This window comes from Burkholderiaceae bacterium (assembly GCA_024235995.1).
In the GTDB taxonomy this organism is placed as follows: Bacteria; Pseudomonadota; Gammaproteobacteria; order Burkholderiales; family Burkholderiaceae_C; genus Ottowia.
Genome location: JACKLI010000001.1, coordinates 391,789 through 418,760, shown reverse-complemented (window position 1 = coordinate 418,760; position 26,972 = coordinate 391,789). Strand labels below are relative to the sequence as shown.

The following is a 26,972-nucleotide window of genomic DNA, read 5'->3' as shown; positions in this document are numbered from 1 at the left end:
AGATCGAATCAGCCGATGGCCGGCGCGGAACATGCGCAAACAGCTATTCAAATGATAGTCCTGTGGAAGGCTGGGTAGGGTTCTTCAACCTAGCCATGGCGCTTGCGGCAACGGCGGCGGGTGTTCAGCGCGTGACCCGCACCTTGCCCACCATGCCCGCCTCCAGGTGCCCCGGCTCGGTGCAGGCGAAGTCCACCTGTCCCGGCTGATCGAAGCGCCACACCAGCGTGCCGCGCTGGCCGGGGGCGAGGTTCACCTGGTTGGGCTCGGCGTGCACCATGCCCGGATGGGCGCGCATCTGCTCGGCGTGCGCCTTCAGCTCATCGAGCGAGCCGATCACCATCTCGTGCCGGACCTGGCCGGCGTTGCGGATGCGAAAGCGCACCGTCTGGCCGGCCTTGACCTCGACGGTGGCCGGCGCAAAGCGCATGTCGTCGCCGAGCACCATGTCGATGGTGCGCGCGACCTTGGCGGCGTCGCCGGGGCGGCCCACCGGGGCCGCGGCGTGGTGTGTGTGCGTGGCCGATTCGCCATGGTCGCCGGCATGCGTGCCGGCAGCCCGCGCGGCGGCTGGGGTCAGGGCAAGCGCGAGGGCCGCGCTCAGGAAGGCCAAGTGGTTTTTGTTCATGGGATGGAGGGTGCTCAAGGGCAAGGCTTGAATGACCGATGACGCTGGGTGCGGATGCCTCAGGCCTGCGGCATCTTCAACCCCCGCTGCACCGCCGGCCGGGCCAGAAAGGCGTCCAGCACGCGCCGCACCTCGGCAAAGCGCTCGAAGCCGACCAGCTCGCCCGCCTCGTACCAGCCGACCAGGTTGCGCACCCACGGAAAGATGGCGATGTCGGCGATGGTGTATTCGTCGCCCAGCATCCAGGCGCGGCCCTTCAGGTGGCCGTCCAGCACACCCAGCAGGCGCGCGCTCTCATTCACATAGCGGCCCAGCGGGCGCTTGTCCTCGTACTCGCGCCCGGCGTATTTGTGAAAGAAGCCGACCTGGCCGAACATGGGGCCGACGCCGCCCATCTGCCACATCAGCCATTGCAGCGCGTGGTAGCGCGCGGCCGGGTCCCTGGGCAGCAGCTGGCCGGTCTTGTCGGCCAGGTAGATCAGGATGGCGCCCGACTCGAACAGCGCCAGCGGCTGGCCGCCCGGGCCGTCGGGGTCGAGGATGGCCGGGATCTTGTTGTTGGGGTTGAGCGAGAGGAACTCGGGCGACAGCTGGTCCTGCGTGTCGAAGCTGACGCGGTGCGCCTCGTAGGGCAGGCCGGTTTCCTCCAGCGCGATCGAGGCCTTGACGCCGTTGGGCGTGGCCAGCGTATACAGCTGCAGGCGCTCGGGGTGGCGCGCGGGCCACTTGCGGGTGATGGGGAAGGTGTTCAGGCTTGAGGTCATCGCGCCAATATAGCCGGCAGGCCGAGCGCGCGCCGGGCCGCTCCGAAATCCCATCGACGGGGGCTCCGTTTCGCGGCCCTAGGGTAATTCCCAATCCACGCCGATCAACCGACTTCTACAATATCGTTTCATTACGGAGACGATGATCCATATGCGAAACATTCAACGACGCAAACTGGGGCGGTGGGTTGCGGGTCTGGCCTTCGGGGTCGGCGCGCTGGGTGCCGGCCTGACGCCAGCCATGGCCCAGGCCTGGCCCTCCAAGCCCATCACCATCGTGGTGGCCTATCCGGCCGGTGGCGACACCGACGCCGTGGCGCGCCTGCTGGGCGAAAAGCTCTCCAGCCGCCTGGGCCAGCCGGTCATCGTCGACAACAAGCCCGGCGCCAGCGGCATCATCGGCACCAGCTTCGTCAACAAGGCGCCGCCGGACGGCTACACCCTGTTGATGGCGCCCAGCACCGTCACCATGGCCCAGCTGGTGCTCAAGCCCAGCCCGGCGACGGCCTACGACATGCGCGCGCTCACGCCGATCTTCCAAGTCGGCGCGCAGCCGCTGTTCCTGGCCGCCGGCCCGGGCGGCAAGTTCAACACGCTGGCCGACGCCGTCCAGGCCAGCAAGACGGCCGCGCTCAGCTACGCCAGCCCGGGCACCGGCTCGCCCATGCACGTGCTGGGCGAGATGTTCAACCGCGCGGCGGGCGCCCAGTTCTCCCACGTGCCTTACAAGGGCATCGCGCCGGGGCTCAACGACGTGGTCGGCGGCCACCTGCCGCTGACCTGGGTCACCTACGGTCCGGTCGAGCCCTACCTGAAGGACGGCAGGATCAGGCTGCTGGCCGTGGCGCAGGACCAGCGCTCGCCGCTGGCGCCCAACGTGCCCACGCTGGCCGAGTTGGGCGTCAAGGGCGTCGAGGTGGTGGCCTGGAACGGCCTGTTCGGCCCCAAGGGCTTGCCTGCCGAGGTGGTCGGCAGGCTCAACACCGAGCTGAACGCCCTCATCAAGGACCCGGACCTGGCGCAGCGCCTGCGCGTGCTGGGCATGCTGCCGGTAGGCGGCTCGCCCGAGGTCCTGCGCAAGGTGGCGCTGACCGACCTGGACCGCTTCACCCGCATCGTGGGCGAGCTGGGCATCAAGGCCGAATAAGACGGCCCGGGCCTGCAACACCCGGCCCGGCGCCAACCCCCATTCATCCCGCCCCGGGCGCATGGCACGCGCCGGGGCCAAGGAGATCGACCCATGACAAGCGTCCCATTGCAGGCCAGCCCCGCCAGCGCCAGCGACGAAGAACTCACGCCCCAGGCCCGGCGGGCCGTGTGGGGCGCCTTCGTCGGCTTTTTCGTCGACAACTACGACATCTTCCTGCCGGTGATCGCCCTGGCGCCGGCGATGATCTACTTCATCCCCAAGGGCGAGCTCTCGCCCACCATGGCCGCCATCGTCTCGGCCATGATCTTCGCCACCACGCTGATCGGCCGGCCGCTGGGTGCCATCATCTTCGGCCACTACGCCGACACCATCGGCCGCAAGCGCGTGACCGTGCTGTGCGTGCTGGGCTTCGGCGTGGTCACGCTGCTGATCGCCGCGCTGCCGGGCTACCAGCACTGGGGCGAGTCGGTGCTGTGGGTGTTCATCGTGCTGCGCCTGATCGACGGCATCTTCCTGGGGGGCGAATACACCTCGGCCAACCCGCTGGCGATGGAATACAGCCCCAAGGCCAAGCGCGGCTTCTATGGCGCGCTCATCCAAAGCGCGGCCTCGCTGGGCACGGCCTTCATCTCGCTGGTGACGCTGGCGGTCCTCTACTTCCTGCCCGGCGGCAGCCTGGACTCGCCCTACGTGCAGTGGGGCTGGCGCATTCCCTTCGTCTTCGGCGCCCTCATGGCCTTCGCGCTGGCGTACTACTACCACACCTCGGTGGAGGAGTCCGAGGTCTGGGCCAAGGCCGGCAAGGCCGAGCGCACCGAGTCGCCGCTGAAGGCGCTGTTTCGCGGCGAGAACCTGCGCAGCTTCCTGCAGGTGTTCGTGGTGATGACGGGCTTCTGGCTCTCGCTCAATGCCGCCCTGGCCATCATGCCGGGCATCCTGGTCAAGCGCCTGCACATCACTGGCACGCACCTGACCTTCATGCTGGTCGTGGCCTACGTGATCCTGGCCGGCTCCTACATCCTGGGCGGCATCATCAGTCAGCGCATCGGCCGGCGCACCTACCTCATGGCCAGCAGCGCCGTCAGCGCCGTGCTGGGCACCTTCTTCTACTACCAGCTGCTGAACGCCCAGCCGGGCGACATCGTCACCGTCGGCGTGCTGGCCACCATCACCACGGTGCTGGTGGTGTCGCCCGGGGCCCTGGGCACGGTCTACATCAACGAGCGCTTCCAGACCGGCGTGCGCGCCTCGGGCTTCGGCCTGGGCTACAGCCTGGCCATCGTGCTGCCGGCGTTCTACGTGTTCTACCAGGCCGGCCTGGCCAACTTCATGCCCTTCGACTACACCGTGCTGGTGCTGGGCGTGGTGGGCGCGCTGCTGATTTTCATCGGCGCGGCGGTGGGCCCGGAGACCAAAGACGTGGACTTTCATCCCAAGGCCGCTTGAGCTGGAGTGCAAGCCGTGACTGACGTGAACGCGGGTGCCGCCCAACTCCTTGCAGGCCGCCGCATCCTGGTGACCGGTGGGGCGCGCGGCCTGGGACTGGCCTTTGCCCGGCACTTCTGCGAGGCCGGCGCGGCGGTGGCCATCGCCGACATCCGGGCGGAGCTGGTGGAGTCCGCTGCAGTGGGTTTGCGTGCTTCGGGTTTCACGGCCCATGCCCTGGTGGCCGACCTGTCCGAGCCGGCCTCGATCGAGCGCTGCGCCGGTGAGGCGCTGGCCCTGCTGGGCGGGCTCGACGGCTTGGTCAACAACGCCGCCGTCACCGACTCGGGCGGCAAGCCGGGTGACGACATCGACGTCGAAACCTGGGACCGTGTGATGAACGTCAACGTGCGCGGCACCTGGCTGATGTCGCGCGCCTGCCATGCGGCGCTGGCGGCCAGCGGGCGCGGCGCCATCGTCAACCTGGCGTCCGACACCGCGCTGTGGGGCGCGCCCAGGCTGATGGCCTACGTGGCCAGCAAGGGCGCGGTCATCTCGCTGACGCGGGCCCTGGCGCGCGAGTACGGCGCCGACGGCATCACCGTCAACGCCATCGCGCCCGGCCTGGTGCTGGTGGAGGCGACCGAGTACGTGCCCGAGAGCCGGCACCGGCTCTACATCGAGCAGCGCGCGCTGCAGCGCGAGCAGCTGCCCGCCGACGTGAGCGGCGTGGCGCTGTTCGCGCTCTCCGATCTGGCGCGTTTCGTGACCGGGCAGCTGCTGCCGGTCAATGGTGGTTTCGTGTTCAACTGAAAAGTGAGGTCAATCATGTCCGACAAGCCCAAGCGCTCCTGGGACCGCCCCGAAGGCGCCACCCTCAAGCAATGGATGGATTCCCGCGTGGCGCATCGCGCGACGCGCACCTACGACTGGAACGCGCTGAAATTCCAGACCGAGGTCGATCCCAAGTACGGCCGCGCGCAGATGCGCTACATCGGCACCGGCGGCACCGGCGTCGCGGGCGACACCAACTCGGTGCCGGCCGAGCACTTCACCTTCTCGACCATGATCCTGCCCGCCGGCCACGAGGGCCCGCTGCACATCCACTACGACGTCGAGGAAGTCTTCTTCGTGCTGCGCGGCAAGGTCAAGATGATCGCCGAGTCGGCCGATGGCAAGGAAAAGTGGGAAGCCATCGTCGGCGAGCGCGACCTGATCTCCTGGCCGCCCGGCGTGTACCGCGGCGAGATCAACATCGGCGACGAAGAGGCGCTGATGCTGGTGATGCTGGGCGCGGCCAAGCCCGAGACGCCCACCTACCGCCCGAACGACCCGCTGTCGAAGATCAAGCGCCCGGCCAAGTCCGCCGAGGCTGCCTGACACCGCAGCAGCGCCATGGCCGAGCTTGCCTTGCCCCCGCTGGCAGCCGATCAGCTCGATCGGCTGGAGCAGCGCTTTGCCGCACGCCCGGTCGTGCTGGCGGCGGGCGGGCAGGTGTCGGTGCGCGAGTGCGGCTCGGCGCGGGACGGCGCGTTGCCGCTGGTGTGCCTGCACGGCATCGGCTCGGGCTCGGCCTCGTGGCTGGAGGCGGCGCTCCTGCTGTCCGGGCGCACGCGCGTCATCGCCTGGGACGCGCCGGGCTACGGCGCGTCCACCCCGCTGTCCATGGAGGCCCCGCGAGGGGGCGACTACGCCCGGCGCCTGCATGCGCTGCTGGACGCCATGGGCATCCGGCGCTGCGTGCTGGTCGGGCATTCGCTGGGCGCCCTGATGGCGGCGCCGGCGGTGCGGCAAGACGCCGAACGCTTTGCCGCACTGGCCTTGATCAGCCCGGCGCGCGGCTACGGCGCCGCGGCGCGCGCGGCCGACGGCGCCCGCGTGCGCGCCCAGCGCCTGCAAACCCTGGCCGAGCTGGGCATCGCCGGCATGGCCGCGCAGCGCTCGGCGCGCCTGGTGTCCGGGCACGCCTCGCCCGTGGCGCGCGCCTGGGTGCAATGGAACATGGCCCGCCTGCACGAGCGCGGCTACCGCCAGGCGGTCGAGCTGCTGTGCGGCAGCGACCTGCTGGCGGATCTGCCTGCTCCGGTGCCGGTGCAGGTGGCCTGCGGCGCGCTGGACGTGGTCACGCCGCCGCCCGCCTGTGCCGAGGTGGCACGGGCGGCGGGCGTGGCGCTGCACGCGATCGCGGATGCCGGCCACGCCAGCTACGTCGAGCAGCCCGCCGCCGTGGCCCAATGGCTGGGTGGCGTGCTGGATGTCGCGATGGGCGCGGCGCCTGCACGCCGACCGGAAAGGCCTTGACCATGAATTCCACCGAACAAGCATTGCCCGACGGCGACGAAAGCGGCGACCGCTACAACGTGCCCGCGCTGGAGCGCGGCCTGCGCGTGCTGGGCGAGTTCAGCCGCGACACGCGCACGCTGACCGCGCCCGAGCTGGCACGGCGCTTCAAGCTGCCGCGCTCCACCGTGTTTCGCCTGCTGGCCACGCTGGAGAGCCTGGGCTTCGTCGAGCGCGACGCCGGCGCGCGCGAGTACCGCCTGGGCCTGGCCGTGCTGCGCCTGGGCTTCGAATACCTGGCCTCGCTGCCGCTCAACGAACTGGGCCACCCGCTGCTCGAGCGCCTGAGCAAGGACACGGGTCACGCCTGTAATCTGATCGTGCGCGACGGCCGCTCCATCGTCTACGTGTCCCGCGTGTCGCCGCCCTCGCCCTTCGTCAGCGCGGTCAGCGTGGGCACGCGCCTGCCGGCCCACGCCACCGTGCTGGGGCGCGTGCTGATGGCCGACCTGACGCTGCCCGAGCTGCGCGCGCTGTACCCCGAAAGCCAGCTCGAGTCGTTCTCGCCCAGCACCCCGCGCACGGTGACCGAGCTGTTCGACCTGGCGCAGGCCGATCGCCAGCGCGGCTACGCGGTGAGCGAGGGCTTTTTCGAGGCCAACATCTCCACCATCGCCGCGCCGGTGCGCGACCACAGCGCCCGCGTGGTGGCCGCGCTGGGCATGACCCTGAACGCCAGCCGGATCGAGGCCGACCAGATGCAAACCCTGGTGGCGCAGGTGTGCGCCGCGGCCGATCGCCTGTCCGGCCTGCTCAACTACGCACCCCGCCAGGGTGGCGCCAACCTGGTGGCGCTGCACCCCGAGAGGCAAGCCCGATGAGCGCCAGCACCTTCCTCGCGCCCGACGCGCTGGCCGGCCGCACGGCCGTTGTCACCGGCGGCTCCTCGGGCATCGGCCTGGCCACGGTCGAGGTGCTGCTGGCCGCCGGCGCCGCCGTGGCCCTGTGCGGCCGCAATGCCGAGCGCCTGGACGGCGCCGTGGCGCGGCTGCGCGTGCAGTTTCCAGGCGCCAGGCTGTTCGCCCAGGCGTGCGACGTGCTGGACGGCGAATCCGTCAAGGCCTTTGCCGCCGCCAGCCAGGCCGCGCTGGGCCCGGCCGCCATGCTGGTCAACAACGCCGGCCAGGGCCGCGTGTCCACCTTCGCCGACACCGACGACCAGGCCTGGATGGACGAGCTCAAGCTCAAGTTCTTTTCCATCATCCATCCCACCCGCGCCTTCCTGCCGCAGCTCGCGGCCGAACGCCAGCGGCTGGGCGACGCAGCCATCGCCTGCGCCAACTCGCTGCTGGCGCGCCAGCCCGAGCCGCACATGGTCGCCACCTCGGCCGCGCGCGCCGGCATCCTGAACCTGGTGCGCTCGCTGGCCACCGAGTTCGCGCCGCAGGGCGTGCGCGTCAACGGCATCCTGATCGGCCTGGTCGAGTCCGGCCAGTGGCGCCGCCGCTTCGAGGCGCGCGCCGACAAATCGCAGGACTGGGCCGCCTGGAGCCACGCGCTGGCCCTGCAAAAACACATCCCGCTGGGGCGCTTGGGACTTCCTCATGAGGCCGCGCGCGCCCTGGCCTTTCTCGTCTCGCCGTTTGCCTCCTACACGAGCGGCAGCCACATCGACATCTCCGGAGGCCACAGCCGCCATGCCTGAATCCACATCTTCTTCCCAGCGTCCCCAAGTCACCGTGGGGGCCGTCGTGGCCGCCTTCCTGGAGCAGTGCGGCGTCAAGGCGGCATTCGGCGTGATCTCGATCCACAACATGCCGATCCTGGACGCCTTTGCCCAGCGCGGGCAGATTCGCTTCGTGATGGCGCGCGGCGAGGCCGGCGCCGGCAACATGGCCGACGCCTACGCGCGCTCCACCTCCAGCCTGGGCGTGTGCATCACCAGCACCGGGCCGGCGGCGGGCAACATCGCCGGCTCGCTGGTCGAGGCCTACACCGCCGGCACGCCGCTGCTGCACCTGACCGGCCAGATCGAGACGCCCTACCTGGACAAGAACCTGTCCTACATCCACGAGGCGCCCGACCAGCTCACCATGCTGGACGCGGTGTCCAAGGCCGCCTTTCGCGTGCGCAGCGCCGAGACCGCCTTGTCCACGCTCAAGAAGGCCGTGCAGGTGGCCACGACGGCGCCCACCGGTCCGGTGAGCGTCGAGATTCCGATCGACATCCAGCAGACGCTGGTGGCCATGCCGCAGGACCTGGCGCCGCCGCCGACGGCCGCGCAGCAAGCGCCCAAAGCCGCCATCGACGCGCTGGCCGCGGGCCTGGCCGCCGCCCGGCGTCCGCTGCTGTGGCTGGGCGGCGGCGCGCGCCACGCCGGCGCCGCCGTGCAGCGCCTGAAGGCGCTGGGTTTCGGCATCGTCACGACGGTGCAGGGCCGCGGCATCGTGGCCGAGGACGACCCGGCCTCGCTGGGCGCCTACAACATCCACAAGCCGGTGGAGGCGTTCTACCAGAGCTGCGACGCCATGCTGGCGGTGGGCACGCGCCTGCGCAGCAACGAGACGCTCAAGTACGAACTCAAGCTGCCGCGCCCGCTCTACCGGGTGGATGCCGACGCCGCCCAGCAGGGGCGCTGCTATGCCGACGACGGCTTCGTCTGCGGCGACGCGGCGCGGGTGCTCGCCGGCCTGGCCGATCGCCTGGAGGCGCGCGGCTACCGGGCCGACCCGCAACTGCTGGCCGACCTGCGCCAGGCGCACGACGCGGCGGTGCACGCGCTGCACGACGGCCTGGGCCCCTACGGCGCGCTGGTGCAGCAGCTGCAGCAGGCCGCGGGCCGGCGGTTCAATTGGGTGCGCGACGTCACCGTGTCCAACAGCACCTGGGGCAACCGCGAGCTGCGCGTGTTCGAGCCCAACGCCGGCGTGCACGCCACCGGCGGCGGCATCGGCCAGGGCCTGCCCATGGCCATCGGCGCGGCGGTGGGCGCGCAGACCACCGGCTCGGGCCGCAAGACGCTGTGCCTGGCCGGCGACGGCGGCTTCATCCTGAACCTGGGCGAGCTCGCCACGCTGGTACAGGAGCAGTGCGACTGCCTGATAGTGCTGATGAACGACAAGGGCTACGGCGTCATCAAGAACATCCAGGACGCCCAGTACGGCGGCCGCCGCGCCTACGTCGAGCTGTACACGCCCGACTACGCGCAGCTGTGCGCCTCGCTGGCGCTGCCGCATGCGCGGGTGTCCGACCTGGCGGCGCTGCCAGGGCAGCTGCAGGCGGCGCTGAAGGCCAAGGGCCCTTTCATGCTCGAGATCGACATGCTGTCCATCGGCCGCTTCAAGACCACGTTTGCTGGCCCGCCGGTCAACAAGCTCAACCAGATCCCGGCGCTCGACCCCACGGTGGCGTCGAGCGCGGCCTGAGGACATGGCCATGCGAGTTGCCCTGATCGGTTGCGGCGCCATCGGCACCGCCTTGCTGGAGCTGGTGAAGGACGATGCGGGCCTGGACATCGCGGCCATCGTCGTCCCGGCCGACTTCGGCGACGCGGCCAGCGAGGTGGCCCGGCGCCTGGCTCCTGCCGCCCTCGTGGTGCCGGCCGTTCCCGGGCAGGGCATCGACCTGGTCGTCGAATGCGCGGGCCACGCCGCCATCGAGCAGCACGTGCTGCCGGCGCTGCGGCGCGGCGTGCCCGCCATCGTGGCCTCGGTCGGCGCGCTGTCGGCCGAAGGCCTGCCCGAGCAGCTGGAAGCCGCCGCGCGCGCAGGCCGCACGCAGGCGCAGCTGATCGCGGGTGCCATCGGCGGCATCGACGCGCTGGCGGCGGCGCGCATCGGCGGGCTGGACGCCGTGCGCTACACCGGACGCAAGCCGCCGCGGGCCTGGACCGGCACCCCCGCCGACGCCGCGCACGACCTGGCGGCGCTGAAGCACGAGACCGTGATCTTCGAAGGCTCGGCGCGCGAGGCGGCCCGCCAGTACCCCAAGAACGCCAACGTGGCGGCCACCGTGTCGCTGGCCGGCCTGGGGCTGGACCGGACCGCCGTGCGCCTCATCGCCGATCCGGCGGTCGTCGAGAACGTGCACCACGTCGAGGCCGAAGGCGCCTTCGGCCGCTTCGAGCTGACCCTGCGCAACCAGCCGCTCGCCGCCAACCCCAAGACCTCGGCGCTCACCGTCTACAGCGCGGTGCGCGCGCTGCGCGGCCGTGTCGCGCCGCTGGTGATCTGAAATGAAGGCTGCCATGTCCAAGCTTCCCCTGCTTCCCATCAACGTCGCCGGCCAGTGGCTGCCTGGCAGCGGCGAGGTGTATGAAAGCCTGTACCCCGCCACCGGCGAGCCGATCGCGCGCCTGAACGCCGCCGGTCTGCAGGACGTCAATGAAGCCATTGCCGGCGCCGACCATGCCTTTCGCACCAGCGGCTGGGCGCAGATGCTGCCGCATGTGCGCGCGGCGGTGCTGCACCGCGTGGCGGGCCTGATCCGCGAGCGCGCCGAAGACCTGGCGCAAAAGCAGCGCCTGGACAACGGCAAGCCCATCAGCGAAACGCGCGCCCTCGTGGCCAGCGCCGCGGGCACCTTCCAGTTCTTCGCCGCCGCGCTGGAGACGCTGGAAGACACCATCACCCCCTCGCGCGGCGCCTACGTGACCATGAGCGTGCACGAGCCCATGGGTGTGGTGGCGGCCATCACGCCCTGGAACTCGCCCATTGCCAGCGAGGCGCAGAAGATGGCGCCGGCGCTGGCGGCGGGCAACGCCGTGGTCGTCAAGCCGGCCGAGGTGACGCCGCTGATGGCGCTGGAGCTGGCCAGGATCTGCGAAGAGGCCGGGGTGCCCAAGGGCATGATCAGTGTGCTGCCGGGCAAGGGCTCGGTCATTGGCGACGCGATCACCAAGCACCCGCTGGTCAAGCGCGTGTCCTTCACCGGCGGCACCGCCACCGGCAAGCACATCGCCCACATCGCGGCCGACAAGATGATGCCGGTGTCGCTGGAGCTGGGCGGCAAGTCGGCCACCATGGTGCTGGAGGACGCCGACCTCGACCACGCCGTCAAGGGCGTGCTCTACGGCATCTTCAGCAGCTCGGGCGAATCGTGCATCGCCGGCTCGCGCCTGTTCGTCGCGCGCGGCATCTACGACGAGTTCGTGGCGCGCCTGGCGGACGCGGCCAAGAACCTGCGCGTGGGCAACCCGGCCAGCGAGCGCACGCAGATGGGTCCGCTGATCACCGCCAAGCACCGCGAAAGCATCGAGCGCTACGTGGCGCTGGGCGTGAGCGAGGGCGGCAGCATCCGCACCGGCGGCGTGCGCCCGCAGGGCGCCGACTTCGACCAGGGCTACTTCTACACGCCCACCATCCTCGAAGGCCTGAACAACCAGGCGCGCATCGCGCAGGAGGAAATCTTCGGCCCGGTGCTGGTGGCCATGCCCTTCGACACCGAGGACGAGCTGATCGCGCAGGCCAACGACAGCCTCTACGCGCTGGCGGCCGGCGTGTGGAGCCGCGACTTCAAGCGCGCCTGGCGCGTGGGCCGCGCGGTGCAGGCGGGCACCGTGTGGGTCAACACCTACAAGCAGTTTTCCGTCTCCACGCCCTTTGGCGGCTGGCGCGACTCGGGCCTGGGCCGCGAGAAGGGACGCGAGGGCATCTTCCAGTACATGGAGCAAAAGAGCATGTACTGGGGCACCAGCGAGCAGCCCATCGGCTGGGCCGATTGACCACCGGAGTGAACATCATGAGCGTGCTGGGCATCGACCAGATCACCTATTGCAGCGAAGACCTGGCGCTCGCGCGCCGCTTCTTCCAGGACTGGGGCCTGGCCCTGAAGCAGGAGAGCGCCGACGAACTGATCTTCGAATGCCTGAACGGCTGCCGCGTGGTGGTGGCCGCCATGGACAAGGCGGGCCTGCCGCCCGCCATCGAGGACGGCCCCACGCTGCGCGAGGTGGTGTGGGGCGTGGAAAGCGAGGCCGACCTGGCACGCTGCGCCGACGCCATCTGCGGCGACGCTGGCTTTGTCGATGCCGTGGTCGATGGCGCGCGCCGCATCGGCTGCACCGACCCCAACGGCCTGGCGGTGCGCTTGCAGGTGAGCCGCAAGCACGCGGTCAGTGTCGATTGCGCCGCCATGAACACCTGGTGCGAGCAGCCGCGCGTCAACCAGCGCGCGCCGATCTACGAGCGCGCCACGCCGATCGAGGTCGGCCACGTGGTGTTCTTCGTGGCCGACGTGAAGGACTGCGAGGCGTTCTACGCCAGCCGCTTCGGCTTCGTCGCGTCCGACCGCTACCCCGATCGCGGCGCCTTCATGCGCTGCGCGCCCGAGGGCGGCCATCATGACCTGTTCCTGCTGCAGCTGCCCTCGGGCAAGCGCGGCATCAACCACGTGGCCTTCACGGTGCGCGACATCCACGAGGTGTTCGGCGGCGGCCTGCACTTCTCGCGCTGCGGCTGGAAGACCCAGCTCGGCCCGGGCCGGCACCCCGTCTCCTCGGCCTATTTCTGGTACTTCGAGAACCCGGCCGGCGGCCTGGTCGAGTACTACGCCGACGAGGACCACCTGACGGCGGACTGGCAGGCGCGCGAGTTCGAGCCTGGCCCGACGGTGTTCGCCGAATGGGCCGTCACCGGCGGCCTGGACGGCCACACGCGCCGGCAAAAGGGCATGGAAGCGGGCGGCAAATTCCTGACCGAACGCAACGGCTGAACCAGCAGGAGACCATACATGACAGCATTGAACATCGGCATCGTGGGCGGTGGCGTGGGCGGCCTGGCCGCCGCCATTGCCCTGCACAAGGCGGGCCATCGGGTCACCGTTTTCGAGCAGGCCTCGCGCTACGGCCGCGTGGGCGCCGACATCAACCTCACGCCCAACGCCGTCAAGGTGTGCGACGGCCTGGGCATCGGCCAGGCGCTGCGCGAGCACGGCGCGCAGCCCACCCACCGCATCAGCCGCACCTGGGACACCGGCGAGGAAACCTCGCGCCTGGAGATGGCCGAGGCGGCGGTGCGCAACTACAACGCGCCGCAGATCACCATCCATCGCGCCGACTTGCTGGAGGCTCTCACCAGCCGCTTGCCCGCAGGCGTGCTGACGCTGGAAAAGCGCGTCGCCACGGTGGAGCGGCAAGCGCAGGGCGCCTGCGTCCGGTTCGCCGACGGCACGCAGCAGGCGTTCGACCTAGTCATCGGCGCCGATGGCATCCATTCGGTGGTGCGCGCGGCCCTGTTCGGGCAGGACCACCCGGAATTCACCGGCCTGGTCTCGTTTCGCGCCACCATCGCGCGCGAGAAGGTGGCGCAGCTGCCCAACATCGACGCCTTCACCAAGTGGTGGGGGCCGCAGCCCTCGATCCAGATCGTCACCTTCCCGCTCAACCGTGGGCGCGAGCAGTTCATCTTCGCCACCACGGCGCAGGACGGCTGGCGCGACGAGTCGTGGACGCTGCCGGGCGACGTGCACGAGCTGCGCCGCATCTACCAGGACTTCCATCCCGAGGCACGCGCGCTGCTCGACGCCTGCACCGAGGTGACCAAGTCCGCGCTGTACGTGCGCGAGCCCATGCCGCAATGGTCCCAGGGCGCGGTCACGCTGCTGGGCGATGCCTGCCACCCGATGGTGCCCTTCATGGCCCAGGGCGCCTGCATGGCGCTGGAGGACGCGGTGGTGCTGGCGCGTGCCCTGCAGGGCGTGGACCAGCCGGGCGTGGCGGCGGCGCTGGCCCGTTATGAAAACACCCGCAAGGAGCGCACCGCCAGGGTGCAGCGCGGCTCGCGCGGCAACGAATGGCTCAAGCAGGGCGGCAACGCCGACTGGGTCTACGGTTACGACGCCTGGCAGGTGGCATTGGCCGATTGAAGACGGTGTGAAGGAATGAACCCGATGAAACGAATCTGCTGGATCGGCATGGCGATGGCCGCCCTGGCCACGGCATTGCCCGCCGCGGCGCAGGGTGCGGCCGACGTCGGCAAGGCCCTGTCGTCCGAGCGCTTCACCCTGGTGTCGCCCTTTCCGCCCGGCGGCCCCACCGACACGCTGGCGCGCGTGCTGGCCGAGGGCCTGAGCGCGCGCTACAAGACCCCCGCCGTGGTCGAGAACGCCACCGGCGCGGCCGGCAACATCGGCATGGAGAAGGTCAAGCGCGCCAAGGGCGACGGCCACACGCTGCTCGTCATTCCAGCGGGCAACCTCACCATCAACCCGACGCTGATGCCGAACTTTCCCTTCGACATCCGCAAGGACTTCGTGCCCGTCACCATGCTGGCCGCCGCGCCCAACGTCATCGTGACGGGCAAGGCCAGCGGCATCCGGTCGATTGCCGATCTGATCGCGCGCGCCAAGGCCAAGCCCGGCACGCTGTCGTATGCCTCGCCCGGCGTGGGCAGCGGCCTGCACCTGGCCGGCGAGCTGTTCAAGGAGCGCACCGGCATCGACATGCTGCACGTGGCCTACAAGGGCACGCCGCCGGCGCTCAACGACGTGATGGGCGGCGTGGTGCCGCTCATGTTCACCAACCTGCCGGCGGCACTGCCCTTCATCCAGGACGGCAAGCTGCTGGCCCTGGCCACCACCCAGGCCAAACGCATCCCGGCCGCGCCCGAGATTCCCACGCTGGCCGAGCAAGGCGTCAAGGGCGTGGACGTGACCTCGTGGTACGGCTTGCTGGCGCCGGCCGGCACGCCGGCCGAGGTGGCCGGGCAACTCGCCAGGGACGCCGCCGCGATCCTGGCCGAGCCCGAGGTCAAGCAGCGCCTGACGGCCCAGGGCATGAGCCAGGCCACCATGAGCCCGGCGGCCTTCGACCAGGCCATCCGGGACGAAACCGCCGTCTGGGCCGGCGTGCTCAAGAGCCGCCACATCCAGGCGCAATGACCCCCATTCCTTTCATTCAGCACCCCAGGAGACCGCGATGTCCGAAGGCACCATCCAGATGATCAAGATCATCGACAACACGCAACCGGCGGCCAGCGAGGCGCACGACCGCTACCTGCAGCCGCGCCAGGCGCAGAAGCGCCCGCCCACCAGCTACGAAAGCCTGCTGGGCGACGCCATCGAGCGCGCCTTCGGCGCCGGTGTCTACGACCTGCCGGGCCTGGTGGCCCACCTCAACAGCCAGAACTCGACCACGCCCGACAACCAGCCCTGGACCGAGGCCAACTACGCCGCCGTCATGAAGACGCTGGGGTACTGAAAACCGCATCAAGACAGGAGATCCACCATGAGCCCAACGCAACAGGACGCCGTCGCCAAGCGGCTGGAAGAAGGCCTGAAGGACCGCTGGTACGCGCTGTGCCCGGCATCCTTCATCAAGGAAAAACCCGTGTCGCTGCAGCGCCTGGGCACCACGCTGGCGGTGTGGCGCGGCACCGACGGCAAGGCGCACGCACTGGAAGACCGCTGTCCGCACCGCGGCGCCAAGCTGTCGCAGGGCGCCATCCTGAACGACACCCTCAAGTGCCCCTACCACGGCGTGGAAGTGCGCTGCGACGGCGTGGCCACCTCGGTGCCCGCCAGCCCCGGCTGCAAGCTGGAGGGCGCGCGCGCCACCTTCAACTACCACGTGGCCGAGGTGGCCGACACGCTGTTCGTCTACAACGCGAGCAAGCCGGTGGACACGCCGCCGCCGCTGGTGCTGCCGCCCGAGCTGGCCGACGACGCGCAGTTCTCGCGCTTCCTGTGCTACGTGGAGTGGAAGTGCGACTACCGCTACGTGCTGGACAACGTGCTCGACCCGATGCACGGCACCTTCCTGCACAAGCAGTCGCACGCCATGTCGCAGGGCGCCACGCAGATGAAGTTCGGCATCGAGGCGACCGAAACCGGCTTCCTGTTTGCCAAGGAGGGCCAGCGTGACGTCAACTTCGACTGGTCCGAGTTTGCCGACACCGGCATCCAGACGGTGAAGCTGGAGATCCCCTACCCCAAGACCGGCGGCCCCGGCGGCGGCTTCATCATCATCGGCATGGTCACGCCGATTGCGCCCAACCTGTGCGGCGTGTATTTCTGGCGCGTGCGCAAGGTGGCGCCGGGCTGGGCGCGCGACACCTGGCGCTTCCTGTACCGCGACCGGCTCGAGGCGCGCCACTGGCACGTGCTGGAGCAGGACCGCGTGCTGCTGGAAGACCTGGCGCCCAACGCCAACGAGCACGAGCACCTGTACGACCACGACATGGGCGTGGTGCGGCTGCGCCGCGTCATGCGCAGCGCGGCGCAGGAGCAGATCGAGGCCGAAAAGGCCCGCGCCTGACGCGCTGCAGGAGCCGCCACCCATGTCCAGCCCCACGCTTTCGGCCCTGGTTTACGCGATTCGTTGGGAAGCCAGCGAGGTCGTCAGCGTGGAGCTGCGCCCGGCCACCGGCGAGGTCGAGTTCCCGCCCTTCGAGGCCGGCTCGCACATCAACCTGCACCTGCCCAACGGCCTGTCGCGCAGCTACTCGCTGTGCAACTCCGACGCCGAGCGCGGGCGCTACGTCGTCGGCGTGGCGCGCGACCGCAACAGCCGCGGCGGCTCGCTGTACGTGCACCAGCAGTTGCGCGTGGGCAGCACGGTGCCGATCGATCCGCCGCGCAACAACTTCAAGCTGGACGACGCGGCCCCGCGCAGCATCCTGGTGGCCGGCGGCATCGGCGTCACGCCCATGTTCGGCATGCTGCAGCACCTGGTGGCGCAGGGCCGGCCGGTGGAGTTCATCTACTGCGCGCGCAGCCGCAAGGACGCCGCCTTCGTCGACGCCATCGAGGCGCTGGCGCGCGCGCACGCCGTGCCGCTGACCCTGCACTTCGACGACGAGCAGAGCGGACCGCCCTACCTGCACGAGCTGCTGGCCGGCAAGGGTGCCGACAGCCACTACTACTGCTGCGGCCCCACGCCTATGCTCAACGCCTTCGAGGAGGCCTGCGCGCAGCTGGGCTGGGCCAACACCCACATCGAGCGCTTCACGGCCGCGCCGGCACCCGCCGCGGCGCCCGGCAGCGGCTTCGACGTGGTGTGCGCCAAGAGCGGCAAGACGGTGCCGGTGCCGGCCGGCAAGTCGATTCTGGACGCGCTGACCGACGCCGGCCTGAGCCCCGACTGCAGCTGCATGGAGGGCGTGTGCGGCACCTGCGAGACGGCCGTCATCGAATGCGATGGCGAGCTGGAGCACCACGACAGCGTGTTGACCAAGAGCGAGAAGCAGGCCGGCAAGACCATGATGATCTGCGTGTCGCGCTGCAAGGGCCAGCGCCTGGTGCTGGACATCTGAAGCCGGAACGATTTTTTTAGACCAGGGCCGAACCCAGCGGCCCGATACACGAGAAAGAGGAGCGATTCATGAAAACCCACGCACTTGCCGCGGCCCTGGTTCTGGGCACCGTCGGCGCGACGCCGGCCTGGGCGCAAGCCAGCCAGGCGACGATCTTCGGCACGGTGGACCTGGCGGCCACGCACCTGAGCAACGGTGGCGGCAGCACCACCGGCATGTCGCACAGCGGCGGCAACATCTCGCGCATCGGCCTGCGCGGCACGGAAGACCTGGGCAGCGGCTACGGCGCGGGCTTCTGGTTCGAGTCGGGCCTGAACGCCAAGGACGGCAGCGCCGGCGGCCCCGCGGGCAACTTCTGGAACCGGCGCGCCACCGTCAGCCTGACGGGCCCGTTTGGCGAACTGCGCCTGGGCCGTGACGACTCGGCCACCTTCCTGAACACGCTGATCTTCGACCCCTTCCTGACCAACGGCGTGGCGGGCACCCAGAGCTTCGTCATGAACGGCGCGCCGATCCAGATCAGCAACGCGGTCAGCTACTTCCTGCCCAAGAACCTGGGCGGCTTCTATGGCCAGCTGCAGTACGCCTGGGGGCCGGCCTCGATACCCACCAGCAAGACCTACCGCGGTTTTCGCGGGGGCTATGCCAACGGCCCGCTGAACCTCTCGCTGGCGGCGGCGCAACTGGACTTCAGCGGCGCCGGCAAGCTCAAGATCGCCAACGTGGGCGCCAGCTACGACTTCGGCACCATCAAGCCGGCCCTGATCTGGACGCAGGAGCGGCGCGACGGCGGCTCCTCGGTGCGCGCCATCCAGATCGGCGCCACGGCCCAATTCGGCGTCCACCAGGTGCGCGCCAGCATCGGCGACTACCGCACCAGCGGCGGCGCGGCCGACGCCAACTGGCGCAAGCTGGGGCTGGGCTATGCCTACAACTTCTCCAGGCGCACCATGCTGTACGTCAGCGCCGGCTTCGTCAGCAACAGCGACGGCGCCAACCGCGCCGTGTCGGCGCAGGGCATGGCGGTTCCGGTCAACACCCTGGGCCACTCCGCCTCCGGCTACGAAATCGGCGTGCGGCACTTTTTCTGAACGGGCGCGGTGTGGTGGGCGAGGCGCCGCGTCTTGACGTAGAGTGAGGGGATCGTCGTCCTGTCGGAGATCCCCACCATGAACGCCCCCCACGCACCCGAACTCGCCGCCGTCATGGATGCCGCCGCCGCGCGGCGCCAGATCGATGCGCAGTGGGACGGCGACATCGTGCGCCAGCTCACCGACTACATCGCCATCCCGGCCAAGTCGCTGGCCTTCGATCCGTCCTGGGCCCAGCACGGCTTCATCGACACCGTGGTGCGCAACGCCGCACAGTGGGTCGAGGCGCAGAAGGTGCCCGGCCTCAAGCTGGAGGTGGTGCGCATCGACGGGCGCACGCCGGTGATCTTTTTCGAGATCGAGGGCACCAAGGCTGGGGCCACCCAAACGGCGCTCATGTATGGCCACCTGGACAAGCAGCCCGAGTTCAGCGGCTGGCGCGCCGACCTGGGGCCGTGGACGCCCCGGCTGGAAGACGGCAAGCTCTACGGCCGCGGCGGCGCCGACGACGGCTATGCGGTGTACGCAGCCATCGCCGCCGTGCAGGCCCTGAAGGCGCAAAAGCTGCCGCACCCGCGCATCGTCGGCCTGATCGAGACCAGCGAGGAAAGCGGCTCGCCCGACCTGCTGCCCTACATCGACGCCCTGCGCCCGCGCCTGGGCGACGTGGGCCTGGTGGTGTGCCTGGACTCGGGCGCCGGCAACTACGACCAGCTGTGGCTGACCACCAGCCTGCGCGGCATGGCGGCGGGCACGCTCAAGGTCGAGGTGCTGACCGAAGGCGTGCACTCGGGCGATGCCTCGGGCCTGGTGCCCAGCAGCTTCCGCATCCTGCGCCAGGTGCTCGACCGGCTGGAAGACTCGGCCACCGGTCGCCTGCTGCCCGCCAGCTTTCACTGCGACATCCCGGCCGAGCGCATCGAGCAGGCCCAGGCCACGGCGCGCATCCTGGGCGACGACCTGTTCAAGCGCTACCCCTGGGTGCATTACGACTGCGGCGGCAAGGATCAATCCGTGCTGCCCATGTCGGGCGACCCGGTCGAGGCCCTGCTGGCGCGCACCTGGCGGCCCACGCTCAGCGTGACCGGCGCCGAGGGCCTGCCCGCGCTGCAGGACGCCGGCAACGTGCTGCGCCCCTACACCGCCTTTAAGCTCAGCCTGCGCCTGCCGCCGCTGGTGGACGCCGCGCAGGCGGTGCAGCAGATGAAGCGCCTGCTGGAAGACAACGCGCCGTATCAGGCCAAGGTCACGTTCGACAGCGCGGGCGGCGCCGCCACCGGCTGGAACGCCCCCGCCTCGGCGCCCTGGTTCGCGCAGGCGCTGGATGCCGCGTCCCTCGCCCACTTCGGCGCGCCCTGCGGCTACATCGGCCAGGGCGGCACCATTCCGCTGATGAGCCAGTTGAGCGAAGGCTTTCCCACCTCGCAGATGATGGTCTGCGGCGTGCTGGGCCCCAAGAGCAACGCCCACGGACCCAACGAGTTCCTGCACCTGGCCTACGCCAAGCGCCTGACCGCTGCCGTGGCCGAAGTCATCGCCCGCATGCCCTGATGGTGGCGGGCATCTCCAGCCAACTGCGGCCGCCGCACGGCGACGCGCTGGCGCTGCGCGACTGGCCCCTGCCCGCCGGCCAGCCGGTGCGCGGCGTGGTGCTGCTGGTGCACGGGTTGGGCGAGCACATCGGCCGCTACCAGGAGCTGGCCGACCAGCTGAACGCATGGGGTTTTGCCGTGCGCGGCTACGACCAGCACGGGCACGGCCACTCGGCCGGCGCGCGCGGCGCGCTGCCCGAGGACGACCGCCTGCTGACCGACCTGGCGGCCGTCATCGACGACACGCACCGGCGCATGGACGGGCGGCTGCCGCTGATCGTGCTGGGCCATTCGATGGGCGGCCTGGTGGCGGCGCGCGGGGTGTCGCTGGCGCTGCGCCGCGTGGACGCGCTGGTGCTGTCCTCGCCCGCGCTCGACGTGGGCAAGGGGGCGCCGCTGCGGGCCCTGGTGCGGGTGCTGGCCCGCGTGGCGCCCGGCTTACGGCTGGGCAACGGCATCGATGCGCGCCGGCTCTCGCACGACGCGGCGGTGGTGCAGGCCTATCAGGCCGACCCGCTGGTGCACGACCGCATCAGCGTGCGGCTGGCGCATTTCATGTTCGGCGCCGGACCGGCCGTCATCGCCTGCGCGCCGCGCTGGCCGGTGCCCACCTTGCTGCTGTACGCCGGCCAGGACGCCGCCGTGCGCCCCGCCGGCAGCGCGGCCTTTGCCCGCGCCGCGCCGCCTGCGCAGGTGACGGCGCAGGCGTTTCCCGCGCACTTCCACGAGATCTTCAACGAGCAGGACCGGGCCCCCGTGTTCAGCGCCCTGCATGACTGGCTCATTGCGCGCTTTGCCGGCGTCGATCAAGCGCAATCAGCTATCAAATAAATAGTATCCGGGTTCAAATCCAGCGCCGCACGCGCGCCGCGTAGCGCTTGAAGTCCTCGCCAAAGCGCTCGGCCAGGATGCGCTCCTCCGGCCTGATCTGCAGCACCGTCAGCAGCGCCACCGACAGCGGCAGGCCCAGCCACGCGGCGGCGTTGCCCAGCCACACGGCCCAGCCGGCCAGCACGATCAACATGCCCAGGTACATGGGGTTGCGCGTGACGCGGTAGATGTCGCTCGTCACCAAGGCACTGGCGCGCTGCGGCGCCAGCGGGTTGACGGTGGTGTGCGCGCGTCGAAACGCCAGCACCCCCGCCAGCGCCACCCCGCCGCCCAGCGCGGCCAGGGCCAGCGCCGCGCCCGTGACCCACACGCTGCCACTTGACCACTGCGCTTGTGGAAAAGCACGGGCCAGCGCCCACATCACCCCTGCGCAGACCGCGTCGATCAGGGGCGGGGGAATGCGGTGTTCCAGCCAGCGCGGCATGGCGGGTTCAAGCGGCCAATGCGGCACGCTGGCGCAGCCCCAGCCAGCCCAGCGCCAGCGCCACCACCGCCAGCGGCACCAGCGAGCCGACGTTGAGCAAGGCCCAGCCTTGCGTGGTGACCAGCGCGCCGGAGGCGAACGAGGTCAGCGACATCGTGGCGAACACGCAGAAGTTGATGGCCGCCTGCGCGCGGTCCTTTTCCTCCGGCCGGTACGCGGCCAGCGCCAGCGTGGTGCTGCCGGTGAACAGAAAATTCCAGCCCACGCCCAGCAGCAGCAGCGCGCTGACGAAGTGCATCAGCTCCACCCCCGACAGCGCGATGCCCACGCACGCCAGGTTCAGCACCACGCCCGCGCCCATCACGGGCAGCACGCCAAAACGCTTGATCAGCGAGCCGGTGACGAAGCCCGGCGCGTACATGCCGATCACGTGCCACTGCAGCACCATGGCGGTGGCGCCGAACTCGAAGCCGCACACCTGCATGGCCAGCGGCGTGGCGGCCATCAGCAGGTTCATCACGCCGTAGGACATGGCCGCGCCCAGCGTGGCCACCACGAACACCGGCTGGCGCATGATCTGCCCCAGCGGCCGGCCCTGCGGCGCGTGCGCGGCGGGGGCCTGCACGGCCGGAAACTCGATCAGCGCCATCACCCCCATGGCCAGCAGCGCCACCACCGCCAGCGCCAGGTAGGCGCCGACGAAGGGCGTGGGCAGCAGCGCGCGCGTCCACGCCGCCAGGTTGGGGCCGACGATGCCGCCCAGCAGGCCGCCGGCCAGCACCAGCGAGACGGCTTTCTCGCGCCAGCCGGGCGCCACCAGCTCGGCCGCGGCAAAGCGGTACAGCTGGCCGTTGGCGTTGTAGTAGCCGGCAATCACGGTGGCCGCCATCAGCAGCCAGAAGTGGCGGCCGGCCGCGGCGTAGGCCGCCAGCAGCGCCGAGCCCAGCGCGACGATGAGCCCGATCTGGAACGAGCCGCGCCGCCCGAAGCGCGTTTGCGTGCGCGCCACCAGCGGCGCGGCCAGCGCGCCGCCCACCACGTAGCCCATCACCGGCAGCGTCGCCATCCAGGCGTGCGGCGCCAGTTGCAAACCCACCAGCCCGTTGATGGCGATGAAGGTGACGTTGTTGATCAGAAACAGGCCCTGGGCCAGGGTCAGCAGCAGCAGTTTGCGGTTCATGGGAGTGGGGTGTGGGGGGTGTTCAGGACGCGGTCAGCAGGGCCAGCGCCGCCAGCGGCGCGGTTTCGGCGCGCAGCACGCGCGGGCCCAGGCTGTGAGGGGCAAAGCCGGCGGCGCGGGCGGCGGCTTCTTCGTCGGGGGCCAGCCCGCCTTCGGGGCCGGACAGCAGGGTGATCGGCGCGGTCGCGGCCAAGTCGCCCGCACGCGCGCGCAGGCCGGGCGCCGAGGCATCCAGCGACAGCAGCCAGCGCGCGCCTTCGGTCGCATCGCTCAGATACTCTTGAAATGAGAGCGCCTGGCGTACATCCAGCAGGCGGTTGCGGCCGCTTTGCTCGCAAGCGGCCACGGCCACGGCCTGCCAGTGGGCGCATTTTTTGGTGGCGCGCTCGCCGGTCAGGCGCAGGCTGCTGCGCGACGTCAGCACGGGCGTCAGGCTGGCGGCGCCCAGCTCGGTGGCCTTTTCCACCAGCCAGTCCATGCGCTCGGCGGCCATCAGGCCCACGGCCAGGTGCACGGCGCGCGCCGCCTCGCGCTCCACCGCGTGGTGCGCGCCCACCTCCACCTCCACGTCGCTGCGGCCCATGCGCGCGATGGTGGCGTCCCATTCGCCGCCGCGGCCGTCGAACAGGGTCACCGCCATGCCCGGCTGCAGGCGCAGCACCTGCACGTGGCGCGCCGCGCCGGCGGGCAGGGCCAGCCGGGCGTGGGCGGCGAGTGGCAGCGGGACGTGGAAGCGGGGCATGGTCGGTCGGGGCGGCGCACGGGTCTTGCGCGCGCCGCGTTCACACCTGGACAGGGAGCCTGCGATGGTACGCTGTCACGCCATGACCGATGCTCCCGCTCCGCTCGATCCGGCCCTGGCCTGCCCCTCGTGCCGCGCGCCCATGAGCCGCCGCGCCGTGGCGTCGAATCTGGGCCTCACGATCACGCTGGACGTGTGCCACGCCTGCCGCGGCCTGTGGTTCGACCACGGCGAGAGCCTGCGCCTGGCGCCGCAGGGCGTGGTGGAGCTGTTTCGCGAGCTGCACATGCACAAGGACGATGCGCAGACCCCGCTGGCGCGGCCGCTGGATTGCCCGCGCTGCCGGCGCACGCTGGACGAGGGGGTGGACGTGGTGCGCTCGGGCCGCTACGTCACCTGGCGCTGCGCCAGCCGCCACGGCCGCTTTGCCACCTTTGCCTCCTTCATGATCGAAAAGGGCTTCGTGCGCCAGCTCACCCAGCCCGAGATCGCCGACCTGGCCGCGCGCGTGCGCGTCATCCACTGCGCCTGCTGCGGCGCGCCGATCGACCTGCGCCAGCACGACGCCTGCCCCTACTGCCATGCTGCGCTGTCCCTGCTCGACCCCCAGGCCGTGCAGCAGGCCCTGGCCGACTACGACCGCCGCGCGCGCGCCGCCACCGAGGGCCCGCGCGCGCCCGACCTGGCCGATGCGCTGATCCGGCTGGAGCAGGACCGCGAACGTGCCAAGCGTGAGGAGCGGCAGGGTGGCCACTCCGTGGCCGAGGAGTTCGACACCTGGGCGCTGGGTGTGGAGCGGGTTTGGGATTGGCTGCAACGGCGCTGACCGGTACGCCGGGTGACGCGACGTCGATCCGGGCGCGCCGTGGTCATCAAACCCGTAGGTTTTCTCGCGCGACCCCACGGGCACGAAAGGCTGGGAGACCCAGCGTGACAAGGACGAATACGGCCGTGGCCAGCTTCAGGTCCCCCGGCTTCAGCCCGATCGAGAGACCGAGCGATACCAGTTGGTAGTAGATGATGCTTCCAACCACGGGCGCCATCAGTTGCCGCGTGACCGTGCTGCGCCCCATGATGGCTTCACCGATGACCAGAGACGCCAGGCCATTGATCAAGACGCCCAGGCCCATGCCCACGTCGGCATAGCCCTGCAACTGCACGATCAGGGCACCGCCCAGGCCGGTCAGTCCATTGGCCAGTGCAAGCCCGGCCATGGTGTAGGCCCAGACGCTGATGCCCAGCGAGGGAGCCAGATCGGTGTTGACCCCGATGACGCGCAGCGCAGCGCCCGATTCGGTGCCCAGGTACCAGCGCAAGGCGCCGCCGAGGATCAGGACGAGCAGGGCAAAGAACGCCACCTGCATGCCCACGGACTGGCTCAAATCCGGGTGGATCAGCTGAAACAGGCTTTGGGTGTCGAACAGCGCCACGTTGGATTGGCCCAGGATGCGCAGGTTGATGCTGTACAGCCCCGTGAAGACGACGATGCCGGCCAGCAGGGGACTGAGCCCGAATCGCAGGTTGACCAGCGCAGTGACCGTGCCCGCCAGCATGCCCGCGACCACACCGGCCAGGGTGGCGGCCACAGGGTGCCAACCCAGCAGCAGCAGGGCGGCGCAGGTGCACCCCCCGAGCGGGAAGGAGCCTTCGCAGGTGAGGTCTGGAAAACCGACCAGTCGGAACGGCACCATGATGCCCGTCACCAGCAGCGCGTAGACCAGGCTTTGCGCGAACGTGACCGGCACGAGATTGAAAAAGGCCAGAAGAATGTCCATGACGGAGTCAGTGCTTGAGAAGCATGCGGTCGTTGTCGATCTGAAAGCGCTCGACCAGCGCTTCCGGCGTCAGGGCGCTCTTTTCCTCGTCACGCACGTCATAGCAGATGCGGCCCGCGTCCATCATGATCAGGCGGTTGCCCGTGGCGATGGCCTGGCTCATGTTGTGCGTCACCATCAAGGTGGTCAACTGGCGTTCGGTCACCGCGCGCAAGGTGGCTTGCATCACCCGGTCGGCCGTTCGCGGATCGAGCGCGGCGGTGTGCTCGTCAAGCAGCAGCAGCGTGGGTTGGGATATGACGGCCATCAGCAGCGACAAGGCTTGGCGCTGTCCGCCCGACAGCAGGGCCACCGAGGTGCCCAGGCGGCTCTCGAGTCCCAGTCCGAGCTCCTCCAGCCAGGCACGGTATTGCGCCCGGCGCTTGTCGGTCAGCAGCGGGCGCGCACGGTGCGCGCGGCCGCGCCGCTCGGCGATGGCGAGGTTTTCCTCGATCGTCATGGCCGCGGCCGTGCCGATCATGGGGTCTTGAAAAACCCGTGTGACCAGGCCCGCGCGCTTGTGCGGTGCCAGCCGGGTGATGTCGCGTCCGGCGATGGCCAGGCTGCCTTGATCGGGCGTCACGGCGCCGGCGATGGTGTTGAGCAGGGTCGATTTGCCGGCCCCGTTGCCACCGATCAGGACCACGAAATCGCCGGGTTCGACGCGAAGTTCGATCCGGTCAAGGGCGGGCCTGGACTCGGGCAGCTCCTTGTTGAACGTCTTGCTCAGGCCCCGGCACAGGAGCGTCGGATCGGCAGCGCTCACTTGATGATCCAGGGGCTGTTGGCCAGCTCCGGCGGCACCGACAGGCCAACCGCCTGGAGGCCTTGCGGGCTGATGTAGGAGTCAAAGTCGGCGGGCTTGGGCACATAGGGTGCAATGTCGGCGGGCTTCTCGCCCTTCAGAATCCGATCCGCGATGTCGGCGGCGTGCTCGCCGTTTTTCAGATAGGAAACGGCGTGAAAGCCCGCCAGTTGATCCTTGAGTTTTTCGGAGTAAACCGAATTGAACAAGGGTACCCGGATGCGTCGGGCGACCTGGGCCAGAACCGGAATCGACGTCTGGACGATGTTGGACTGGATTTGATAGATCGCGTCCACCTTCCCCGCAAAACTCTGTGCGCGCTGCGGGATGTCGTTGGCGTTGTCCACCGGCACGGCGACCACTTCCAGGCCGAGCTTGCGGGCGGCCTTCTGGTAGAGATCCATGTTGGTCTTGTCGTTGTCTTCGCCCGGGTTGTAGAGCGTGCCGATGCGCTTGACACTGGGGACGACCTGCTTGACGAAGGCCAGCGAAGGTTCAAAGTTCTGCAACAGCGAAGCGCCGCTGCTCCAGGTGGAGCCGTGCTGCCAGTCGGGAACCAGGCCTGCCGCCACCGGGTCGACCACGGAGGCAAACACGATCGGGATGGATTTGTCCTTGATGCCGCGCACCGCGGCCTGGTTGAGCGGCGTCGTGAGGCCCAGGATCAGTGCCGGCTTCTTGGCCTCGGCGCGTTGCAGGATCTGGGGCACCAGACTGCGGTCGAAGTTGGCGTGCATGAAGTCGTAAGTCACCTGGCGGCCATCGTGGTAGCCCAGTTGATCCATGCGTGCCTTGAAGCCGTCGGTGATCTGGGTGAATGCCGGGTGTTCTCCGAAGCTGACGATGGCGATGAGTTTGGGTGCCGGTGTTTGGGCCCAGACAGTACTGGCCAGAGCGAATGCGGCAGCGCCCAGAAGGTGTTTGATTCTCATGAAGG

28 protein-coding genes are annotated in these 26,972 nt (G+C 70.0%); 20 read left to right on the top strand and 8 right to left on the bottom strand.

What is annotated here, in order from left to right:
• Positions 1 to 124: 124 nt before the first annotated feature.
• Positions 125 to 628 (bottom strand): cupredoxin family protein, encoded by a 504-nt coding sequence (locus H6927_02120; protein MCP5216893.1) that lies wholly within the window; start codon positions 626 to 628, stop codon positions 125 to 127.
• A 59-nt stretch (positions 629 to 687) separates the two neighbouring features.
• Positions 688 to 1,392 carry a glutathione S-transferase N-terminal domain-containing protein gene (locus H6927_02115; protein ID MCP5216892.1) on the bottom strand — a complete coding sequence of 235 codons (705 nt, stop codon included), beginning with the start codon at positions 1,390 to 1,392 and terminating at the stop codon, positions 688 to 690.
• 151 nt (positions 1,393 to 1,543) lie between these two features.
• On the opposite strand from H6927_02115, the gene H6927_02110 reads away from it, so the two are divergent.
• The 19 genes from H6927_02110 (at position 1,544) to H6927_02020 (ending at position 21,010) form a co-directional block, all read left to right on the top strand.
• Complete coding sequence (locus H6927_02110; protein ID MCP5216891.1) at positions 1,544 to 2,539, top strand: tripartite tricarboxylate transporter substrate binding protein; 996 nt, start codon at positions 1,544 to 1,546, stop codon at positions 2,537 to 2,539.
• A gap of 93 nt (positions 2,540 to 2,632) precedes the next feature.
• The gene (locus H6927_02105; protein MCP5216890.1) at positions 2,633 to 3,988 is read left to right on the top strand and encodes an MFS transporter; all 1,356 of its coding nucleotides are present in this window, start codon (positions 2,633 to 2,635) and stop codon (positions 3,986 to 3,988) included.
• Positions 3,989 to 4,003: 15 nt separating this feature from the next.
• Entirely contained in the window at positions 4,004 to 4,780 is a 777-nt protein-coding gene (locus H6927_02100) for an SDR family oxidoreductase (protein MCP5216889.1), read from the top strand.
• Between the two features lie 15 nt (positions 4,781 to 4,795).
• Positions 4,796 to 5,347 (top strand): cupin domain-containing protein, encoded by a 552-nt coding sequence (locus tag H6927_02095; GenBank protein MCP5216888.1) that lies wholly within the window; start codon positions 4,796 to 4,798, stop codon positions 5,345 to 5,347.
• A gap of 15 nt (positions 5,348 to 5,362) precedes the next feature.
• Complete coding sequence (locus H6927_02090) at positions 5,363 to 6,268, top strand: alpha/beta hydrolase (GenBank protein MCP5216887.1); 906 nt, start codon at positions 5,363 to 5,365, stop codon at positions 6,266 to 6,268.
• 2 nt (positions 6,269 to 6,270) lie between these two features.
• The gene (locus tag H6927_02085; protein ID MCP5216886.1) at positions 6,271 to 7,128 is read left to right on the top strand and encodes an IclR family transcriptional regulator; all 858 of its coding nucleotides are present in this window, start codon (positions 6,271 to 6,273) and stop codon (positions 7,126 to 7,128) included.
• Positions 7,125 to 7,952, top strand: a complete 828-nt coding sequence (locus tag H6927_02080; protein MCP5216885.1) for an SDR family oxidoreductase — start codon at positions 7,125 to 7,127, stop codon at positions 7,950 to 7,952. The genes H6927_02085 and H6927_02080 overlap by 4 nt, the downstream gene beginning before the upstream one ends.
• The gene (locus H6927_02075; GenBank protein MCP5216884.1) at positions 7,945 to 9,672 is read left to right on the top strand and encodes a thiamine pyrophosphate-binding protein; all 1,728 of its coding nucleotides are present in this window, start codon (positions 7,945 to 7,947) and stop codon (positions 9,670 to 9,672) included. Before H6927_02080 ends, H6927_02075 begins: the two co-directional genes overlap by 8 nt.
• 10 nt (positions 9,673 to 9,682) lie before the next feature.
• Complete coding sequence (locus tag H6927_02070; protein ID MCP5216883.1) at positions 9,683 to 10,480, top strand: aspartate dehydrogenase; 798 nt, start codon at positions 9,683 to 9,685, stop codon at positions 10,478 to 10,480.
• Positions 10,481 to 10,493: 13 nt separating this feature from the next.
• Positions 10,494 to 11,969 carry an aldehyde dehydrogenase gene (locus H6927_02065; protein ID MCP5216882.1) on the top strand — a complete coding sequence of 492 codons (1,476 nt, stop codon included), beginning with the start codon at positions 10,494 to 10,496 and terminating at the stop codon, positions 11,967 to 11,969.
• Between the two features lie 17 nt (positions 11,970 to 11,986).
• Positions 11,987 to 12,958 carry a VOC family protein gene (locus tag H6927_02060; GenBank protein ID MCP5216881.1) on the top strand — a complete coding sequence of 324 codons (972 nt, stop codon included), beginning with the start codon at positions 11,987 to 11,989 and terminating at the stop codon, positions 12,956 to 12,958.
• 18 nt (positions 12,959 to 12,976) lie between these two features.
• A complete protein-coding gene (locus H6927_02055; GenBank protein ID MCP5216880.1) occupies positions 12,977 to 14,110 on the top strand; it encodes an FAD-dependent monooxygenase in 1,134 nt (377 codons plus the stop codon).
• Positions 14,111 to 14,134: 24 nt separating this feature from the next.
• Positions 14,135 to 15,124 (top strand): tripartite tricarboxylate transporter substrate binding protein, encoded by a 990-nt coding sequence (locus H6927_02050; GenBank protein ID MCP5216879.1) that lies wholly within the window; start codon positions 14,135 to 14,137, stop codon positions 15,122 to 15,124.
• Positions 15,125 to 15,182: 58 nt separating this feature from the next.
• The gene (locus tag H6927_02045; GenBank protein ID MCP5216878.1) at positions 15,183 to 15,443 is read left to right on the top strand and encodes a hypothetical protein; all 261 of its coding nucleotides are present in this window, start codon (positions 15,183 to 15,185) and stop codon (positions 15,441 to 15,443) included.
• 27 nt (positions 15,444 to 15,470) lie between these two features.
• Positions 15,471 to 16,499 (top strand): aromatic ring-hydroxylating dioxygenase subunit alpha, encoded by a 1,029-nt coding sequence (locus H6927_02040; protein ID MCP5216877.1) that lies wholly within the window; start codon positions 15,471 to 15,473, stop codon positions 16,497 to 16,499.
• A gap of 22 nt (positions 16,500 to 16,521) precedes the next feature.
• Complete coding sequence (locus H6927_02035; GenBank protein ID MCP5216876.1) at positions 16,522 to 17,496, top strand: oxidoreductase; 975 nt, start codon at positions 16,522 to 16,524, stop codon at positions 17,494 to 17,496.
• Positions 17,497 to 17,564: 68 nt separating this feature from the next.
• On the top strand, positions 17,565 to 18,587 hold the full coding sequence (locus H6927_02030; GenBank protein ID MCP5216875.1) for a porin: 1,023 nt from the start codon (positions 17,565 to 17,567) through the stop codon (positions 18,585 to 18,587).
• A 78-nt stretch (positions 18,588 to 18,665) separates the two neighbouring features.
• Positions 18,666 to 20,138: a M20/M25/M40 family metallo-hydrolase gene (locus H6927_02025; protein ID MCP5216874.1), complete on the top strand. Its 1,473-nt coding sequence runs from the start codon at positions 18,666 to 18,668 to the stop codon at positions 20,136 to 20,138.
• Complete coding sequence (locus H6927_02020) at positions 20,138 to 21,010, top strand: lysophospholipase (protein MCP5216873.1); 873 nt, start codon at positions 20,138 to 20,140, stop codon at positions 21,008 to 21,010. The genes H6927_02025 and H6927_02020 overlap by 1 nt, the downstream gene beginning before the upstream one ends.
• A gap of 13 nt (positions 21,011 to 21,023) precedes the next feature.
• On the opposite strand, the gene H6927_02015 is transcribed toward H6927_02020, so the two are convergent.
• Genes H6927_02015 through H6927_02005 form a run of 3 tightly spaced genes read right to left on the bottom strand, consistent with a single transcriptional unit; the run spans position 21,024 to position 23,416 of the window.
• On the bottom strand, positions 21,024 to 21,494 hold the full coding sequence (locus tag H6927_02015) for an isoprenylcysteine carboxylmethyltransferase family protein (protein MCP5216872.1): 471 nt from the start codon (positions 21,492 to 21,494) through the stop codon (positions 21,024 to 21,026).
• 7 nt (positions 21,495 to 21,501) lie between these two features.
• On the bottom strand, positions 21,502 to 22,674 hold the full coding sequence (locus H6927_02010; GenBank protein MCP5216871.1) for an MFS transporter: 1,173 nt from the start codon (positions 22,672 to 22,674) through the stop codon (positions 21,502 to 21,504).
• Positions 22,675 to 22,696: 22 nt separating this feature from the next.
• The gene (locus tag H6927_02005) at positions 22,697 to 23,416 is read right to left on the bottom strand and encodes a 16S rRNA (uracil(1498)-N(3))-methyltransferase (protein MCP5216870.1); all 720 of its coding nucleotides are present in this window, start codon (positions 23,414 to 23,416) and stop codon (positions 22,697 to 22,699) included.
• An 82-nt stretch (positions 23,417 to 23,498) separates the two neighbouring features.
• Between H6927_02005 and H6927_02000 the strand changes: the two genes are divergently transcribed.
• Positions 23,499 to 24,242: a zf-TFIIB domain-containing protein gene (locus H6927_02000; GenBank protein MCP5216869.1), complete on the top strand. Its 744-nt coding sequence runs from the start codon at positions 23,499 to 23,501 to the stop codon at positions 24,240 to 24,242.
• 46 nt (positions 24,243 to 24,288) lie between these two features.
• Here H6927_02000 and H6927_01995 read toward each other — a convergent pair whose 3' ends face one another.
• From H6927_01995 to H6927_01985, 3 genes are read right to left on the bottom strand one after another with little or no spacing between them, the layout of a single operon-like run.
• Complete coding sequence (locus H6927_01995; protein MCP5216868.1) at positions 24,289 to 25,191, bottom strand: ABC transporter permease; 903 nt, start codon at positions 25,189 to 25,191, stop codon at positions 24,289 to 24,291.
• A gap of 7 nt (positions 25,192 to 25,198) precedes the next feature.
• A complete protein-coding gene (locus H6927_01990; GenBank protein ID MCP5216867.1) occupies positions 25,199 to 25,996 on the bottom strand; it encodes an ATP-binding cassette domain-containing protein in 798 nt (265 codons plus the stop codon).
• Complete coding sequence (locus tag H6927_01985) at positions 25,993 to 26,967, bottom strand: ABC transporter substrate-binding protein (GenBank protein MCP5216866.1); 975 nt, start codon at positions 26,965 to 26,967, stop codon at positions 25,993 to 25,995. Before H6927_01985 ends, H6927_01990 begins: the two co-directional genes overlap by 4 nt.
• Positions 26,968 to 26,972: the final 5 nt, after the last annotated feature.

Bases quoted from the DNA above. Each gene is read 5' to 3' on its own strand.
- H6927_02065 (MCP5216882.1), top strand. From the start codon at position 10,494: ATGTCCAAGCTTCCCCTGCTTCCCATCAACGTCGCCGGCCAGTGGCTG.
- H6927_02105 (MCP5216890.1), top strand. From the start codon at position 2,633: ATGACAAGCGTCCCATTGCAGGCCAGCCCCGCCAGCGCCAGCGACGAA.
- H6927_02060 (MCP5216881.1), top strand. From the start codon at position 11,987: ATGAGCGTGCTGGGCATCGACCAGATCACCTATTGCAGCGAAGACCTG.
- H6927_01995 (MCP5216868.1), bottom strand. From the start codon at position 25,191: ATGGACATTCTTCTGGCCTTTTTCAATCTCGTGCCGGTCACGTTCGCG.
- H6927_02070 (MCP5216883.1), top strand. From the start codon at position 9,683: ATGCGAGTTGCCCTGATCGGTTGCGGCGCCATCGGCACCGCCTTGCTG.
- H6927_02030 (MCP5216875.1), top strand. From the start codon at position 17,565: ATGAAAACCCACGCACTTGCCGCGGCCCTGGTTCTGGGCACCGTCGGC.
- H6927_02005 (MCP5216870.1), bottom strand. From the start codon at position 23,416: ATGCCCCGCTTCCACGTCCCGCTGCCACTCGCCGCCCACGCCCGGCTG.
- H6927_02045 (MCP5216878.1), top strand. From the start codon at position 15,183: ATGATCAAGATCATCGACAACACGCAACCGGCGGCCAGCGAGGCGCAC.
- H6927_02050 (MCP5216879.1), top strand. From the start codon at position 14,135: ATGAAACGAATCTGCTGGATCGGCATGGCGATGGCCGCCCTGGCCACG.
- H6927_02010 (MCP5216871.1), bottom strand. From the start codon at position 22,674: ATGAACCGCAAACTGCTGCTGCTGACCCTGGCCCAGGGCCTGTTTCTG.
- H6927_02110 (MCP5216891.1), top strand. From the start codon at position 1,544: ATGCGAAACATTCAACGACGCAAACTGGGGCGGTGGGTTGCGGGTCTG.
- H6927_02085 (MCP5216886.1), top strand. From the start codon at position 6,271: ATGAATTCCACCGAACAAGCATTGCCCGACGGCGACGAAAGCGGCGAC.
- H6927_02055 (MCP5216880.1), top strand. From the start codon at position 12,977: ATGACAGCATTGAACATCGGCATCGTGGGCGGTGGCGTGGGCGGCCTG.
- H6927_02115 (MCP5216892.1), bottom strand. From the start codon at position 1,392: ATGACCTCAAGCCTGAACACCTTCCCCATCACCCGCAAGTGGCCCGCG.
- H6927_02025 (MCP5216874.1), top strand. From the start codon at position 18,666: ATGAACGCCCCCCACGCACCCGAACTCGCCGCCGTCATGGATGCCGCC.
- H6927_02075 (MCP5216884.1), top strand. From the start codon at position 7,945: ATGCCTGAATCCACATCTTCTTCCCAGCGTCCCCAAGTCACCGTGGGG.
- H6927_02035 (MCP5216876.1), top strand. From the start codon at position 16,522: ATGTCCAGCCCCACGCTTTCGGCCCTGGTTTACGCGATTCGTTGGGAA.
- H6927_02000 (MCP5216869.1), top strand. From the start codon at position 23,499: ATGACCGATGCTCCCGCTCCGCTCGATCCGGCCCTGGCCTGCCCCTCG.
- H6927_02040 (MCP5216877.1), top strand. From the start codon at position 15,471: ATGAGCCCAACGCAACAGGACGCCGTCGCCAAGCGGCTGGAAGAAGGC.
- H6927_02090 (MCP5216887.1), top strand. From the start codon at position 5,363: ATGGCCGAGCTTGCCTTGCCCCCGCTGGCAGCCGATCAGCTCGATCGG.
- H6927_02015 (MCP5216872.1), bottom strand. From the start codon at position 21,494: ATGCCGCGCTGGCTGGAACACCGCATTCCCCCGCCCCTGATCGACGCG.
- H6927_02020 (MCP5216873.1), top strand. From the start codon at position 20,138: ATGGTGGCGGGCATCTCCAGCCAACTGCGGCCGCCGCACGGCGACGCG.
- H6927_02120 (MCP5216893.1), bottom strand. From the start codon at position 628: ATGAACAAAAACCACTTGGCCTTCCTGAGCGCGGCCCTCGCGCTTGCC.
- H6927_02080 (MCP5216885.1), top strand. From the start codon at position 7,125: ATGAGCGCCAGCACCTTCCTCGCGCCCGACGCGCTGGCCGGCCGCACG.
- H6927_01985 (MCP5216866.1), bottom strand. From the start codon at position 26,967: ATGAGAATCAAACACCTTCTGGGCGCTGCCGCATTCGCTCTGGCCAGT.
- H6927_02095 (MCP5216888.1), top strand. From the start codon at position 4,796: ATGTCCGACAAGCCCAAGCGCTCCTGGGACCGCCCCGAAGGCGCCACC.